Annotated in this window: 14 protein-coding genes; 13 read left to right on the top strand and 1 reads right to left on the bottom strand. The window is 48.4% G+C overall.

Annotated elements, in window-relative coordinates:
- The first annotated feature begins 150 nt into the window (after window positions 1-150).
- The 10 genes from ACNA6I_RS20535 (at window position 151) to spoIID (ending at window position 10,234) form a co-directional block, all read left to right on the top strand.
- Entirely contained in the window at window positions 151-669 is a 519-nt protein-coding gene (locus ACNA6I_RS20535; RefSeq protein ID WP_048004868.1) for a F0F1 ATP synthase subunit B, read from the top strand.
- Window positions 666-1,202, top strand: coding sequence for a F0F1 ATP synthase subunit delta (locus ACNA6I_RS20530; protein ID WP_048004869.1), 537 nt, complete (start codon window positions 666-668; stop codon window positions 1,200-1,202). The genes ACNA6I_RS20535 and ACNA6I_RS20530 overlap by 4 nt, the downstream gene beginning before the upstream one ends.
- Window positions 1,203-1,229: 27 nt before the next feature.
- Window positions 1,230-2,738, top strand: coding sequence for a F0F1 ATP synthase subunit alpha (gene atpA / locus ACNA6I_RS20525; RefSeq protein ID WP_048004870.1), 1,509 nt, complete (start codon window positions 1,230-1,232; stop codon window positions 2,736-2,738).
- An 83-nt stretch (window positions 2,739-2,821) separates the two neighbouring features.
- Window positions 2,822-3,682 carry an ATP synthase F1 subunit gamma gene (gene atpG / locus ACNA6I_RS20520; protein ID WP_048004871.1) on the top strand — a complete coding sequence of 287 codons (861 nt, stop codon included), beginning with the start codon at window positions 2,822-2,824 and terminating at the stop codon, window positions 3,680-3,682.
- Between the two features lie 44 nt (window positions 3,683-3,726).
- Entirely contained in the window at window positions 3,727-5,130 is a 1,404-nt protein-coding gene (gene atpD, locus ACNA6I_RS20515; protein ID WP_048004872.1) for a F0F1 ATP synthase subunit beta, read from the top strand.
- Window positions 5,131-5,152: 22 nt separating this feature from the next.
- Window positions 5,153-5,557, top strand: a complete 405-nt coding sequence (locus ACNA6I_RS20510) for a F0F1 ATP synthase subunit epsilon (protein WP_048004873.1) — start codon at window positions 5,153-5,155, stop codon at window positions 5,555-5,557.
- A 268-nt stretch (window positions 5,558-5,825) separates the two neighbouring features.
- On the top strand, window positions 5,826-6,062 hold the full coding sequence (locus ACNA6I_RS20505; RefSeq protein ID WP_048004874.1) for a DUF1146 family protein: 237 nt from the start codon (window positions 5,826-5,828) through the stop codon (window positions 6,060-6,062).
- A gap of 215 nt (window positions 6,063-6,277) precedes the next feature.
- On the top strand, window positions 6,278-7,027 hold the full coding sequence (locus tag ACNA6I_RS20500) for a YwmB family TATA-box binding protein (protein WP_416314097.1): 750 nt from the start codon (window positions 6,278-6,280) through the stop codon (window positions 7,025-7,027).
- Between the two features lie 32 nt (window positions 7,028-7,059).
- Window positions 7,060-8,364: a UDP-N-acetylglucosamine 1-carboxyvinyltransferase gene (gene murA, locus ACNA6I_RS20495; protein WP_048004875.1), complete on the top strand. Its 1,305-nt coding sequence runs from the start codon at window positions 7,060-7,062 to the stop codon at window positions 8,362-8,364.
- A gap of 856 nt (window positions 8,365-9,220) precedes the next feature.
- Window positions 9,221-10,234, top strand: a complete 1,014-nt coding sequence (gene spoIID, locus ACNA6I_RS20490; RefSeq protein WP_048004876.1) for a stage II sporulation protein D — start codon at window positions 9,221-9,223, stop codon at window positions 10,232-10,234.
- A 41-nt stretch (window positions 10,235-10,275) separates the two neighbouring features.
- On the opposite strand, the gene ACNA6I_RS20485 is transcribed toward spoIID, so the two are convergent.
- Complete coding sequence (locus ACNA6I_RS20485) at window positions 10,276-10,710, bottom strand: VanZ family protein (RefSeq protein WP_048014188.1); 435 nt, start codon at window positions 10,708-10,710, stop codon at window positions 10,276-10,278.
- A 240-nt stretch (window positions 10,711-10,950) separates the two neighbouring features.
- Between ACNA6I_RS20485 and ACNA6I_RS20480 the strand changes: the two genes are divergently transcribed.
- The 3 genes from ACNA6I_RS20480 to ACNA6I_RS20470 all read left to right on the top strand — a co-directional run bounded on the left by ACNA6I_RS20480 (window position 10,951) and on the right by ACNA6I_RS20470 (window position 14,297).
- Window positions 10,951-11,784, top strand: coding sequence for a M23 family metallopeptidase (locus ACNA6I_RS20480; protein ID WP_231579012.1), 834 nt, complete (start codon window positions 10,951-10,953; stop codon window positions 11,782-11,784).
- Between the two features lie 486 nt (window positions 11,785-12,270).
- Window positions 12,271-12,573 (top strand): DUF4212 domain-containing protein, encoded by a 303-nt coding sequence (locus tag ACNA6I_RS20475; protein WP_048004879.1) that lies wholly within the window; start codon window positions 12,271-12,273, stop codon window positions 12,571-12,573.
- A gap of 56 nt (window positions 12,574-12,629) precedes the next feature.
- Entirely contained in the window at window positions 12,630-14,297 is a 1,668-nt protein-coding gene (locus ACNA6I_RS20470; RefSeq protein WP_048014189.1) for a sodium:solute symporter family protein, read from the top strand.
- The last annotated feature ends 174 nt before the right edge of the window (window positions 14,298-14,471 follow it).

Below are 14,471 nucleotides of genomic sequence, written 5' to 3'. Positions count from 1 at the left end.
AGAACCTTCGCCATTCCTTTATGTAAAGTAACATCCTGACTTGGAATGAAAGGTCGGGCGGTCCTTTGACCTCTCGGGGGATGGGGGCGTCACGGCCATTAAATAAGGCAGTACCATATAGGCATTGACTCTTGAAGGGAGTGAAACCGCGTGCTATCAAACGCATTTGTCCTTGGAGCCGGAGGAGGCTTCACAGGTGGAGATATTATAGTACAGCTAGTCCTGTTTCTAGTCCTTCTTGCGTTATTGAAAAAGTTTGCCTGGGGCCCGTTGATGGGCATCATGCAAGAACGTGAGAACCATATAGCAGGTGAGATCGATGCGGCGGAAAAGAGCCGTACGGAAGCAAGCAAGTACCTCGAAGAACAGCGTGAGCTATTGAAAGAGGCGCGCCAGGAAGCCCTGGCCCTGATCGAGAGCGCGAAGAAGCAAGGGGATGACCAACGCAGTCAGATCATCCTTGAAGCCCGCCAGGAATCAGAACGCCTGAAGGAATCAGCGAAGCGCGAAATTGAGACGCAGAAAGATCAAGCGATGGCTGCCCTGCGTGAGCAAGTGGCATCCCTATCTGTCATGATCGCGTCGAAAGTCATCGAGAAGGAGCTTTCGGTTGAAGATCAGGAACAATTGATCAACGACTACATCAAAGAGGCAGGAGATCAGCGATGAGCAGCTCCACAGTCGCAAAACGCTATGCACTTGCCCTCTTTCAAATCGCCCAGGAGCAACTGAAGCTTGAAGCGATCGAAGAAGAGCTCCGCGCAGTGAAAACCGTTTTTACAGAAAACAAAGAATTGAACAGCCTGCTTGAGAATCCGAAGCTTACGGCGGTCAAGAAGAAAACCTTGATCCAGGAAGCATTTGCGGGGGTCTCGGCACCTGTCTTGAATACATTATTACTCCTGACCGATCGTCATCGTGAAGATCAGGTCGTGGCAGTGGTGGACGCATTCATCGATCTTTCCAACGAAGCACGTGGAATCGCGGATGCCATCGTGTACTCTGTACGCCCACTGTCAGAAGATGAGAAAACAGCCGTTTCCACATCTTTTGCTAACAAAGTAGGTAAACAATCACTTAGAATCGAGAATGTGATAGACACCAACATCCTCGGAGGCTTGAAGATCCGCATTGGGAACAGGATCTTCGATGGTACGCTTGCAGGTAAGTTGAATCGTCTGGAACGTGAACTGGTTCGTTAACTTTCGTATAAATGAGGGGTGAAATTCATGAGCATCAAGGCGGAAGAAATCAGCGCGCTGATAAAGAAGCAAATTGAGAACTATCAGTCTGAGATGAAGGTAAGCGATGTAGGTACTGTCATCCAAATCGGGGATGGTATCGCTCGTGCTCATGGCCTCGACAATGTCATGGCTGGAGAGCTTGTTGAATTTTCTACTGGTGTCATGGGTATGGCACAGAACTTAGAAGAAAACAACGTAGGTATCGTTATTCTCGGGCCTTATAAAGACATTCGTGAAGGCGATGAGGTTCGTCGTACCGGACGGATCATGGAAGTACCGGTTGGACCGGAACTTGTAGGTCGTGTTGTAAACTCACTGGGTCAACCAGTCGATGGTCTAGGACCGATTCCTACAACGAAAACACGCCCGATTGAAGGCGCAGCTCCTGGTGTAATGGATCGTAAATCCGTACATGAGCCGCTTCAAACGGGAATCAAGGCGATCGATGCACTCGTGCCGATCGGACGCGGACAGCGTGAATTGATCATCGGTGACCGTCAGACAGGTAAGACGTCTGTAGCCATCGACTCAATCCTGAATCAAAAAGATCAAGACATGATCTGTATCTACGTGGCAATCGGACAAAAAGAATCAACGGTTCGTAATGCCGTGGAAACACTTCGTAAGCACGGTGCCCTCGACTACACAATCGTCGTAACGGCATCTGCATCACAACCGGCACCGATGCTCTTCCTTGCACCTTATTGTGGAATCACGATGGGTGAAGAGTTCATGCATAATGGTAAGCACGTACTAGTTGTATATGATGACTTGTCTAAACAAGCATCCGCTTACCGTGAACTTTCCTTGCTCCTTCGCCGTCCTCCAGGTCGTGAAGCATTCCCTGGTGACGTATTCTACTTGCACTCCCGTCTGTTGGAGCGTGCAGCGAAGCTAAGCGATGCAAAAGGTGGAGGTTCCATCACGGCATTGCCATTCGTTGAAACACAAGCAGGAGATATCTCCGCTTATATCCCGACTAACGTCATTTCCATCACTGATGGACAGATCTTCTTACAATCCGACCTATTCTTCTCCGGTGTACGTCCGGCGATCAACGCAGGTCTTTCCGTATCACGTGTAGGTGGATCCGCACAGATCAAAGCGATGAAGAAAGTATCAGGTACGTTGCGTCTTGACCTTGCAGCGTTCCGTGAACTTGAAGCATTCGCACAGTTCGGTTCCGACCTTGATAAAGCAACACAAGCGAAGTTGAACCGTGGAGCGCGTACAGTAGAAGTATTGAAGCAGGACTTGAACAAACCATTGACGGTTGAAAAACAAGTCATGATCTTCTACGCACTCACAAGGGGTCATCTCGATGATATCCCGGTTGCGGATATCCGTCGCTTTGAAGGTGAATTCCTAAGCTGGCTCGACCACAACCAAAAAGAATTGTTGGATCAAATCCGCACAACGAAAGGTCTTCCTGAAGACAGCGCAATGGCAGCTGCCATCGATGGATTCAAAAAGACTTTCGCAAAATCCGAGTAATATGGGCGGTGTCCTGAGGGGCACCTTCCGTCTTGGATTCAAGGACAGGGTCTAACATTTTCAAAAAAGGGTGGTGAGAACCAGTGGCATCGTTACGCGACATTAAAACTCGTATTACGTCTACGAAGAAAACAAGTCAGATTACGAAGGCAATGGAGATGGTTTCTGCTTCCAAGCTGAACCGTGCCGAGATGAATGCGAAATCATTCGTCCCTTACATGGAAAAGATCCAGGAAGTCGTCACCTCCATATCCCTCGGAAGCACCGACGTAACGCATCCAATGCTAGTCTCCCGCCCCGTAAAGAAAACCGGCTACTTGGTCATTACGTCTGACCGCGGTTTGGCGGGGGCATATAACAGCAGTGTGCTGCGTGCTGTCAGCAATACAATCCAGGAGCGTCACAGCTCCAAGGATGAATATACGATCATTGCACTGGGGCGCATGGGTCGCGATTTCTTCCAGAAGCGCGGAGACCATGTACTTGAAGGGGTCGTAGGACTGCCGGATCAGCCGAATTTTGCCGATATCAAAGATATCGCCAATAAAACGGTCACTATGTTCTCGGACGGGGCGTATGACGAGCTCTATATGTTCTACAATCACTACGTAAGTGCAATCCAGCAGGATGTAACGCAGAAGAAGGTTCTGCCGTTGACGGAACTTGAATCCACTTCTACCAAGCTTACTTCCTATGAATTTGAACCAAGCGCTGAAGAGATCCTTGAAGTCCTTCTTCCGCAATACGCAGAGAGCCTCATCTTCGGTGCACTGCTCGATGGTAAAGCCAGTGAGCATGCGGCACGTATGACGGCCATGCGAAATGCGACGGACAACGCAAAAGAACTCATCGGCGATCTTACATTGTCTTATAACCGTGCGCGTCAGGCTGCGATCACTCAGGAAATCACTGAGATCGTCGGCGGGGCGGCAGCACTCGAATAGAAAGAGACGTATCAATCGTCAAAAGCCAGTTAGGAGGGAAAGAGATGAACACAGGACATGTTCTTCAAGTAATGGGTCCGGTTGTCGATGTCAAGTTCTCTAGCGGGCAGCTACCGGATATCTACAACTCATTGAAGGTCCAAATCGCAGACCGAGGCGAACTTACACTGGAGGTTGCCCTTCACCTTGGGGATGACTCTGTGCGCACGATCGCCATGGCCTCTACAGACGGGCTGCAGCGTGGAGCGGCAGTACTCGATTCTGGAGCACCGATTTCCGTACCGGTAGGTGACATCACGCTTGGACGTGTATTCAACGTACTGGGTGATTCAATCGACCTGGATGAGCCTCTTCAGCAGGGGATCCGTCGTGACCCGATTCATAGACAAGCACCAACATTCGATCAGCTTTCCACAGAGGTGGAAATTCTTGAAACAGGAATCAAAGTAGTCGACTTGCTAGCGCCTTACATCAAGGGTGGTAAAATCGGTCTATTCGGTGGAGCCGGTGTAGGTAAAACCGTTTTGATTCAGGAATTGATCAACAACATCGCCCAGGAGCACGGTGGGATCTCTGTATTCGCCGGTGTAGGGGAGCGTACCCGTGAAGGGAACGACCTTTACCACGAGATGAGCGATTCAGGCGTTATCAAGAAGACAGCGATGGTATTCGGTCAGATGAATGAGCCGCCAGGAGCACGTATGCGTGTTGCCTTGACGGGTCTGACCATGGCTGAGTACTTCCGTGATGAGCAAGGCCAGGATGTTCTATTGTTCATTGACAACATCTTCCGTTTCACGCAAGCAGGTTCAGAGGTATCAGCCCTTCTTGGACGTATGCCATCTGCCGTTGGTTACCAGCCGACACTTGCGACCGAAATGGGTCAATTACAAGAGCGTATCACATCGACCAACGTCGGTTCCGTTACATCGATCCAAGCGATCTATGTACCAGCGGATGACTATACGGATCCAGCTCCTGCAACGACGTTCGCCCATCTTGACGCGACGACGAACCTTGAGCGTAAGCTTTCGGAAATGGGTATCTATCCTGCCGTGGATCCACTTGCTTCCACTTCACGCGCACTATCTCCTGAAATCGTTGGAGAAGAGCATTACAGCGTAGCACGTAGCGTCCAGCAAACCCTGCAACGCTACAAAGAACTTCAGGATATCATTGCAATCCTCGGTATGGACGAGCTTTCCGATGATGATAAACTGACTGTTCACCGTGCTCGTCGTGTACAATTCTTCCTTTCACAGAACTTCCACGTGGCCGAGCAGTTCACAGGACAAAAAGGTTCATACGTAGAAGTGAAGGATACAGTCAAAGCATTCAGGGATATCCTTGACGGCAAATACGACCACATTCCTGAAGATGCATTCCGTCTGGTAGGCCCGATCGAGGACGTACTGGCTGCAGCTAAAGAAATGGGCGTAGAGGTATAATCGCGGACCAGGAGGGAAGAAAATGAAGACATTAAAAGTCAATATTGTCACTCCCGATGGCCCAGTGTACGATTCAGAAGTGGACATGGTAAGTACGAAAGCCCAAAGCGGTGAGCTTGGGATCTTGCCTGGACACATTCCGATGGTTGCTCCACTACAAATCGGTGCGGTTCGCCTGAAAAAAGGTGGCGACACTGAGCTTGTAGCTGTCAGCGGCGGCTTCCTCGAAGTCCGTCCTGAACAGGTGACAATTCTTGCACAATCTGCCGAGACGGCAGAAGCGATCGACATCGAACGTGCCAAGGAAGCCAAAGGACGTGCAGAAGGACGCCTTCAAGGAAGCAGGGATGACGTCGACTTCCGCCGTGCTGAACTGTCCTTGAAACGTGCCATGAACAGAATCAACGTGTCAGAGCGTAACTTCTAATACGATCTTGAAAATCCACCCTGGGGCTTACCTGTCTCAAGGGTGGATTTTTATATAATGAAGAAACAAAAAATAAGTAAAAATCCTGCGTGCTCCAAGTAGCTTTACCTACACAAAGGGAGTAAAATGAAACGTGGGACAGATCCACAGGACTTTAAAAAACACAGCTCAAAAAAACCTGACATTTACAAAAATAACTATTGTAGTGCAAAGGTAATGTGTTAAAATAGTCTATGTGTGTCTAATTTTTTTTATGGAGTGAGTGGGAATGGGAGTAACATTTGGCCAGCAGGCGCTGATCAGCATGCTGATTCACTTGGTGGTGTTCGCAGTTACATTCTGGGCTCTCCAATCCATCCAATTGGATAAGCTCCTTAAAAAAAACAGGGTCGCCCAAGGGAGACTCCTGTACATCCTACTGACCATTGCCATTGGTTCTGCCGTCAGCAGGTTCCTGTTGGACTATTACTTATGGACCCAGCAGCTGCCGACCCTTTTCGAATAGGGTCAAACCCTTACAAAAAATAGGTCTTCCTGCATGTTCTCAAAGGTACCTGTTTTGAGTAAGATTAATTTTGTGTTTACGCCCTTTGTGAAAAAGTTTCATTATGAAAACGATCACATGACTGAAAGAAGACAGATTTGTAAAAAGATGACGATAAGTTGCAAGTATGTTCCTCACCCTGACGGAAAGACTTTTACTAAAGGGGAGGAATGATCGTGCGTAACTTTTACATTTTCGTAATTTTTTTCATTATAATTGGTTTTCTTTATGTCAGTAATGGGAACAACACTATCGAAGCGAAGCGTTTCACCGATATAGAAAAACTTGATCTTGCCGTCGAACGTGCTGGTGGGGAGGTCAATGAATGGTCTCTGTATGCAAGAGAAAACGCATCTAGCTTCACACAAGAAGAGTTTGCCAAACACAGTGATTTGATTCAGGAGAAATTTTCCGGATTCAAATGGGTAACGAAAAAATCGAAGGAAGAAACAGTGGTGACGGGACTTCGCAAGACGTCTCACGGAACAGAAACCATTAAGATTTTACATACCCTCACAAACGGGCAATCACAGTCGTATACTATGTATGAGCTGCGCGGAAGTCAGACCACTTGGGGAGAGAGCGCCAAGGCGTATATCAAAAGTGAATATATCCCAAATGCGGAAGAAATTTTCACGGATGAACCCTTGTTATTCTCTTGTATTAAAGGCAAATTCAGTGATACGCTTGAGGAAGTTTTGTCGAATCAAGCCGTCGAAATGATGGACACATTAGACGCTAATGAATTGGAATCCTTAAAAGAGGAAGAGTTTCATTCAATTTCAGCCTACTCGGAACAATTGTCACGGACCATTCAAACCAAACAGCATCAAGACATGAACATTCAACTTGGTTTACGGAAAAGTGGAATGGGCGCTGAGACAACCTTTGTCATTGGCACACCCATCCTGATTATTGAATATTAATATAGAGAAATTGGACGCGGAGGGGAATACTCTTGGAAAAAATTATCGTCCGCGGCGGTCAGCGTTTAAGCGGTACAGTGCAAGTTGAAGGAGCAAAGAATGCCGTTTTACCAGTCATCGCTGCTACATTATTAGCAAGTGAAGGAAAAAGCATCATCAAAAACGTACCACCACTCTCCGATGTATATACGATCAATGAAGTTATACGTCATTTAAATACAGATGTAGAATTCGCGAACGGTGAAGTCACCGTCAATGCGTCAAGGGAGTTATTCGTAGAGGCGCCTTTTGAATATGTACGTAAAATGCGTGCATCCGTCCTTGTGATGGGTTCACTTCTTGGACGTACAGGTAAAGCCCGTGTAGCTCTTCCTGGAGGATGTGCGATCGGTTCAAGACCGATTGATCAACATCTTAAAGGATTCGAAGCAATGGGCGCTAAAGTCAAAGTCGGTAACGGCTTCATTGAAGCTGAAGTTGACGGACGCTTGCATGGTGCCAAAGTCTATCTCGACTTCCCTAGCGTAGGTGCCACTGAGAATATCATGATGGCTGCCGTTCTTGCAGAAGGAACAACAATCCTTGAAAATGTTGCAAAAGAACCGGAAATCGTGGACCTTGCGAACTTCCTGAACAAAATGGGAGGAAACGTAGTAGGTGCCGGAACCGGAACAATCCGCATCGAGGGTGTCGATCGCCTTTATGGAGTGGAGCACAGCATCATCCCGGACCGTATTGAAGCCGGAACATTCATGGTTGCTGCCGCCATCACTAAAGGTGATGTTCTTGTGAAAGGTGCAATTCCTGAGCATTTATCTTCTCTTATTGCCAAAATGGAGGAGATGGGCGTCAAGATCATCGATGAAGGGGAAGGAGTTCGTGTCATCGGTCCGGATTCATTGAAATCCGTCGACATCAAAACGATGCCACACCCTGGATTCCCGACAGACATGCAATCCCAAATGATGGCATTGCTCCTTGCAGCTGACGGAACAAGCGTCATCACGGAAACGGTATTTGAAAACCGCTTCATGCACGCGGAAGAATTCCGTCGCATGGGCGCCGAAATCAAGATCGAAGGCCGTTCTGTCATCATGGATGGACCAACTGCCCTTCAAGGTGCAGAAGTAGCTGCAACCGATCTTCGTGCAGCCGCAGCCCTATCCATCGCAGGACTCGTAGCAGACGGCTACACAAGAGTCACAGAACTAAAACACCTTGACCGTGGCTATGTCAACTTCCACCAAAAGCTAGCAGCCCTAGGCGCAGACATCGAACGCGTCAACGAAGCTGACGAAACACCAGCAACAGAAGAAACCATGATCAAAGACGCATAAGCGTATCCAATAAAACGGACCTCCTTACAACAGGAGGTCCGTTTTTATTTGTGTACGGGATAAAATCCACTTAGTAGTCGGAGATTTGGTGGAAAAATAGTAATTATAGTATGTAAAATACAAATATCAAGATGTAAGCGAACCTTGCCGCCACGCCCATGATTTATGGGATTTGATCTTGATTACTTATGCGATAACAAAGGTTTACTTAGAACATGCTGCAAATTCAGTGACCTTCAAAAAAAGTACAATCACTTCTAAAGAAAGCCAGCATTCATTCCACCAAAAAGTGAAGAGCAGCGGAGGGTGGCCGACTCCTGCGGGAAAAGAGGGAAGGTTGAGACCCTGCAGGCGCCAGCCGAAGCGGCTCAACTCCCTCCCCGCCGGAAAGCGGCCACCCGCAGCGGAGCGGAACATCCCCTCCTGAATTTCTCAAAAGCCCTAAAGAGACCGGGAGTGACTTAGCTCCATCCCCATATGAAGGGAGCCGCCCCATTCTCAAAGAAGATTGATGCGGGGCCCTTTCTGTTTTTGTAAGAAATATTAAGAGTAGGATCTATATATCACCTATAGTGGAGTGAAGCGGAGGCCACCCGACTCCAATGGGAAAAGCGGGCAGGGTGAGACCCTGCAGGCAGCGCCGAAGCGGCTCACCGCACGCCCCATGGAAAGCGGGTGGCCGCAGCGGAACGGAACATCCCAATTAGAAACACCCCCTCCAACTTATAACAACTCATAAAATGAACATCAATCGATCCAACAAAATCATTCATAAAAGCCTGTCCACCCCCATACATTTGAAAAGAGGAGAAACGCACCACCATCTCCTATTTCACTTTATATGGAGGCAGCGCACATGAAGCAATGGAAACCCGTACTACTCACCTTTTCACTCTTTATCATCATCATCATCACGATTCCCGCCCTGCTGGTACTCCCCTTCTCATCAGGAAAAGAAACAGCCAACCTGGACGAAGCCAAAGCCAAACAAACCGCCAACAAAGACATGGACCAATCCATGGAGGTGGCCGTTTATCGTTCAAACGACGACCTCATCGAAAAACTGCCCCTCGAGCAGTACGTCGTGGGAGTCGTAGCCGGTGAAATGCCTGCCGACTTTGAACCCGAAGCCTTGAAGGCCCAGGCGCTGGCTGCCAGGACCTATATTGTGAATCAGCTTCTAGTGGATGACTCCAACGTACCCAAAGGTGCCGATGTGACCGACACGGTTGCCCATCAGGTATACAAGAATGAAAAAGAGCTCGCCAAACTATGGGGAGCGGACTATGAATGGAAAATCAAAAAAATCAAAGATGCCGTACATGGGACGATGGGCAAAGTCCTGACGTACAAAGATAAGCCGATCACGGCTGCCTTTTTCTCGACAAGCAACGGGTACACCGAGAACTCTGAATCCTATTGGGAGAATGAGCTCCCATACTTACGGAGTGTCGAGAGCCCTTGGGATTCTAAATCCCCGAAATTTGAAGACCAAGTCGTGATCAAGACAAGCGACTTTCAAAAGAAGCTGGGGGTCACCCTGCCGAAGGATGGCAGCGTCGGTACGATCACCGGGCGCACGGAAGGGAAGCGGGTTGCCAACGTGGAGATCAACGGGAAGAAGTTTACCGGACGGGAGATACGCGATAAGCTGAATCTGAAATCATCGGACTTCACCTGGTCACTGAAAGGCGATCATATCGTCATTTCAACGAAAGGCTTCGGTCACGGCGTGGGTATGAGTCAATACGGAGCTAACGGGATGGCTGAGGAAGGAAAGGACTATAAGCAGATCGTCCAGCATTATTATAAGGACGTGAAGATTACACAGGCAGATACCTTGTTGAAAAAAGTCACGGCACAGCGCTGAAAAAGCGCCAGGTCCACTCTACGGACCTGGCGCTTCTTCATTTACGCTGTAAAATAGTTCTCTACTGATTTTAACCAACGGCCCAGCGGACGGTCTGGAGAGCGGAAGTACGTGTGGTTGACGAGCCAATAGAGGACGGTGACACCGATCAGATCCTTGGCGGCGTCGATCATGGTGGCAGAACGTGCCGGAACAAAGGCCTGATGGATTTCATCTGTGAATCCATAAAAGATGGCAATCAAGGCGGCAACGGTATTGACAGCATAGGTGAGTTTTCCATGAGCTAGAAGGGCAAGGACAAATAGGGCGTAAAGGATCCCGAACTCGATCAGGTGGAGAGATTCCTTGATGAAACGATCCAGATCTCGTTCTTGGAGGCTCAGGACCTTGTCATCGGGATTGCTTGAGAGATACCAGATCAAGAGCATATATAAGAAAGGGGCTACGGTCAGCCCGATTTTCAATACAGATTTCATTCAGACATCGTCCTTTCGTTTCATCCTCTCATTGTAGCACGGGGAGCGCTCCTTTTCTCCTATCAGCATAAAAGTTCAAAGAGATGTAAAAAATCGTGCATAGAACGATTCGTTTTGTCGAAAGATAAGCATTTAAAAATTTTTTCACCTCGTGTATATATTTTCTGAATTCTGTTCAGAATGATTGCTGAGGTGATGAAAATGAGAGAGGAAGAAAAGAAACATACTTCTCCAAAATTTTTGAAAAGGCGCTGGGCCTATCCAGCAATCTACTTGGCAAGTGCAGCAGTCGTGATCACAGGGATTTTGTGGTACCAGGCATCAAATGATGTGAACGAGAAAGCAAAGGATTACAGCTATGATGGAGTTCCTACCGAAAATCAATTTGATCAACCTGCAGAAGAAGTCAACCGTTCACTCGAAAACTTTGTAATGCCAGTTGCCAAGCCGGATGAAACCGTCATTGAGAAAGAATTCTATGATGCTAATGCCACGGCCGAAGAACAGGAAGCAGCGCTCATCGTCCACGGAAATGAGTACTACCCGAACCAAGGGCTCGACATCTCGAAAGAAGGTAAGAACTTCAATGTCCTTGCTGCCATGAGTGGAGAAGTCACAAAGGTTCAGGAAGATGCCCTACTTGGAAACACGATTGAAATCGAGCATTCCAAAGGTGTCGTCACACGTTACCAATCAGTCAAAGACTTCAAGGTTGCAGTAGGTGACACAGTCAAGCAAGGTCAGGAAATTGCGAAAGCAGGCAAGAGCGGTCTGAACGAAGAAGCAGGAGTACACGTACACTTTGAAATCCGCAAAGACAGCTTAGCCGTAAATCCGCTTGAGTACTTCAATAAGTCCCTTGCCACTCTTCAAGAAGCTGACTTGGATCAACAAGTATCCACAGAGCAAGCTTCTGAAGACAAAGGTACAGAAGAGAAGAAAGATGCTGCTGAAGAAAAGAAAGAGTCTGAAGGAAACGAAGGACAAGCCAAGCCTAAACAAGGCGCGGAGAAGAAAGAGTCCGATGAGTCCAGCACTACCCCGGACGCAGCTGATACTAAAGACGAAGAATGATCCCATACGGAACCGGCCCATTGCGGCCGGTTCTTTTTGTGGGTCAAGAACCTCCGTGGTCATTCGACAGGAAGTTAGTTTAGTGGAAAAATAAATCAGGCAGCTTTCCGGTTCTGAGAGAGGAATCTTACTATTGTGAGAAAACAAATTCATGATTCCTGAGATTTCTGTCGACTTTTTTTGATTGACCCTGTCCTGCACCCTATACATAATGATGAATAAGTATTCAGGAAGGAGACGTCTGTTCATTTTAGAAAACGCTTACATTAAGGAGGTGTCATCCATTTACTTTTTCATTTTTCTTGTGCTCACGGGATTCTGCATCTTTCTCACCATTAGGAAAAAGAAAATCTTTTATCTGGCCATTCCATTCATGGCACTTTTTGCATTCCTGATCATCCAGATTGCCATGGTGCCGGCTCCGTTTTTTGAAACGGTGAAGTTCATTTTCAGTCTGAGATAATGTGAATAGAAGGGGGTAACGGAATGAAGAAGATTGAAAAGCTGAAAGCCGATCGGTATTTCAGAGAGAAAAACATCTATATGGGTGTGTATCTGGTCATTTGGTTCATAGCGTCATTCGGTGTGGTCCTGCTCGCGGAACCACTATCTTCTATTACGATAGGCGGTTTTCCTTTCCATTACTTCATGGGCGCTCAAGGAGCGGTCGTCACCTTCATCTTCCTGCTGTTCGTCAACGCAGTCGTAAGTGACAAAATCGACCGGAAGTATGGAATCGACGCGAAGAAGAACGAAGCCCTCAGCTACGGGAAGACGCTGGACCATTAATAAATGAGAGAAATTAGGATGAAGAAAACAGACAGAGTGTGGGGGGAAACGGATAGATGGATTCGCAGCTGTTAGTATCGACGATCATCATTTTGGTTACATTTGCCTTATATATTGGTATCGCTGTATACAACAAAGCAAAAGAAACATCGGACTTCTATGTGGCTGGCCGGGGGGTCCCACCGATCTTCAATGGGATGGCGATCGGTGCTGACTGGATGAGCGCAGCCTCCTTCATAGGGATGGCAGGAACGGTCATGATCCTCGGGTATGACGGTCTGGCCTATATCATGGGGTGGACGGGGGGATATCTCCTTCTCACGTTCCTTCTGGCCCCTCAGCTCCGGAAATATGGACGTTACACTGTTCCGGAATTCATCGGCGACCGGTTCAACAGCCATCCGGCACGGATCACGGCGGCGATCTGTACCATCATCATCAGCTTCACCTATTCCATCGGACAGCTTTCCGGGTCGGGGGTCGTCATCGGACGATTATTCGAAATCGATGCGAAGATCGGGACGATGATCGGGGTCGTGCTCATCGCGTTCTACGCAGCCTTCGGAGGGATGAAGGGAATCACCTGGACGCAGGTGGCACAGTACCTTGTTCTGATCATTGCCTATCTGATCCCCGTCATTTTCATGTCACTGCAGCTGACAGGGAATCCGGCTCCTTGGCTGTCGTACGGGAGGATCGTGGAAGAGATTGGTGAACTGGACCGGCAGCTCGGTGTGTCGGAGTATTTTGCACCATTCACGAACGGATCAAAATGGCAGTTCATCGCCCTTATGTTCACCCTCATGGCCGGAACCGCCGGGCTTCCCCATGTGATTGTCCGATTCTATACGGTCTCCACGATGAAAGCAGCCCGCTGGTCCGGGGCATGGGCGCTTCTCTTCATCGGGATCCTTTATTTGTCTGCCCCTGCCTATGCAGCATTCTCGAGGTTCATCCTCATGACGAAAGTAGCCGGAAGTAAGATCAGCGAGCTCCCTGCATGGACGAAGTCGTGGGTCGATACAGGGAAGCTTCAAGTGGCGGATACAAATGGCGACGGCATCCTTCAGTGGCAGGAGATCATCATCTCCAATGATATTGTCGTCATGGCCACCCCGGAGATTGCCAACCTGGGTGTATTCGTCATCGGTCTCGTTGCAGCGGGGGCCATGGCTGCGGCCCTCTCCACTGCAGGCGGACTCCTCATCGCCATCTCGTCTTCATTTGCCCATGACATTTACTACAGGGTCATGAAGCCGGGGGCAACAGATGCAAATCGTCTGGCCGTTGCCCGCTGGACAATTGTCATAGCCACGCTCCTAGCCGGTCTAGTGGCATTGAATCCGCCTGGTGTGATCACCCAGATCGTTGCGTGGGCGTTTGCTCTTGCCTCGGGAACATTCTTCCCTGCACTCCTGCTCGGGGTCTGGTGGAAGCGCTCCAACGCCCAAGGAGTGGTGGCAGGCATGCTTGTCGGCCTGGGGGTCACCTTGCTGTATATCTTCCTGGCAAGGGATGGTCATACCATCCTCGGGATCATCGACACAGGTGCCGGCGTCTTCGGGGCCCTGGCAGCGATCATTGCCAATATCACCGTGTCACTCCTTACCCCTGCACCGTCGCAGAAACTTCAGGATGAAGTGGAGAACCTTAGGTATCCAGAGCAGATGACATACAAGGATGGTGAGGTATGGATCGATGAAGATGTAGATTTTAAAGGATGAAGACAGAACGCCCCTGATCTCAAGGGGCGTTTTCGACTTATTTCTCAGGAAATAGAGCAAAATATGTCGCATACCACAAAAGGTTTTCTGAAAATTCAAACGTCACCTTGTCCTTATTCGGTAAAGTGTGCATATATGGGGACAAATGCTAATAAAATGAAACAAACCTATCAA

Origin of the sequence: Rossellomorea sp. FS2, from assembly GCF_047915635.1 — a bacterium.
Classification (GTDB): domain Bacteria; phylum Bacillota; class Bacilli; order Bacillales; family Bacillaceae_B; genus Rossellomorea; species Rossellomorea marisflavi_A.
Note: the sequence above shows the minus strand (reverse complement) of the source record. Positions and strands in the feature narration are given on the sequence as shown.